The organism is Pseudomonas rubra, from assembly GCF_028656935.1.
Classification (GTDB): Bacteria; Pseudomonadota; Gammaproteobacteria; order Pseudomonadales; family Pseudomonadaceae; genus Aquipseudomonas; species Aquipseudomonas rubra.
In genome coordinates this window covers 1-867 of the sequence record NZ_JAMDGZ010000104.1, presented here as the reverse complement: position 1 = coordinate 867, position 867 = coordinate 1, and the positions used below count along the sequence as shown (strand labels likewise).

Below are 867 nucleotides of genomic sequence, written 5' to 3'. Positions count from 1 at the left end.
GACTTACGCAAGGTGAGTTCGCCGGACGCTTACGGCGTTGCTTGGTCATCAGACACCTCTCTGTGGCGAGCATTCTCGCCTAAATGGGTGTCCGGGGTTAGTAGACCACTACAATTGAGTCTGTCGGTCCTGGAAATGTGAAAGTTGTTTCGGCAAAGCTAGGTGACACAAATTTACAGTTTTTTAGAACTGCAACAATGTCAGGGCTCTCTAAAGAAGAAGCTGTCTGGAGCACGCCGATAGGGAAGTCAATGAGTTTGCTAGGATTTAAGAAGGTTGAGATTTCCGGTATGGGTGAAGGAGTGATTTTTTCGCCTTGAAAGTGAGGTGTGACATGGGAAAGGTAGAAGCCATTAGGAAACTAGTTGCTGTTGGGCGTGCTAAAGATGTATTGGATCTTGTTGAGGGGGAGTCTTCTTATATTTCTGAGGGTTCTTTAGGTGCCCCTCAAGAACCGGAATTTCGTCGTTTGTGGATTCTTGTAGTGCACCATTTAAGATTTGTCTCGGAGTTCGGTGTTCCTTCTTCAGGAGAGCATAAAGATGGAAAGCATTATGCTGCCTTTCCTGATGCGTTTGATCAGTGGCTTCAGGCTGGGGCGCCAGGGATTTCCAGCGAAGACCTGAGTGCCTTTCTCAAGGATCATCCTTTATAAGGTCCCAAAGGAATATCAACAACGATTGAGCCAAAGATCGCCGATCAAATGGGCAAGCGAGGCTGGACGGAAAGCTCTATACAGTCTGCAATCGACAACCCTGTTAAAGCGGTTGTGACTAGGTTCTGTATGAAAACCTTTGAAATCTCGTCATGGCCCGTGGCGGCCTGATTTTTCGTAGAGTTCTTGCCTTTTAGGGATTCTCCGATCAA

At 47.1% G+C, this 867-nt stretch carries 2 protein-coding genes; both read left to right on the top strand.

The genetic code is table 11. The features are described 5' to 3' along the window. The first annotated feature begins 334 nt into the window (after positions 1-334). Positions 335-655: a hypothetical protein gene (locus tag M5G17_RS27390; RefSeq protein WP_273895979.1), complete on the top strand. Its 321-nt coding sequence runs from the start codon at positions 335-337 to the stop codon at positions 653-655. Between the two features lie 12 nt (positions 656-667). After that, on the top strand, positions 668-826 hold the full coding sequence (locus M5G17_RS27775) for a colicin E5-related ribonuclease (RefSeq protein ID WP_420793618.1): 159 nt from the start codon (positions 668-670) through the stop codon (positions 824-826). Positions 827-867 lie beyond the last annotated feature (41 nt).

What these genes read in the sequence shown, in the direction of transcription:
- M5G17_RS27390 (WP_273895979.1), top strand. Translation starts at nt 335, where the DNA reads ATGGGAAAGGTAGAAGCCATTAGGAAACTAGTTGCTGTTGGGCGTGCT.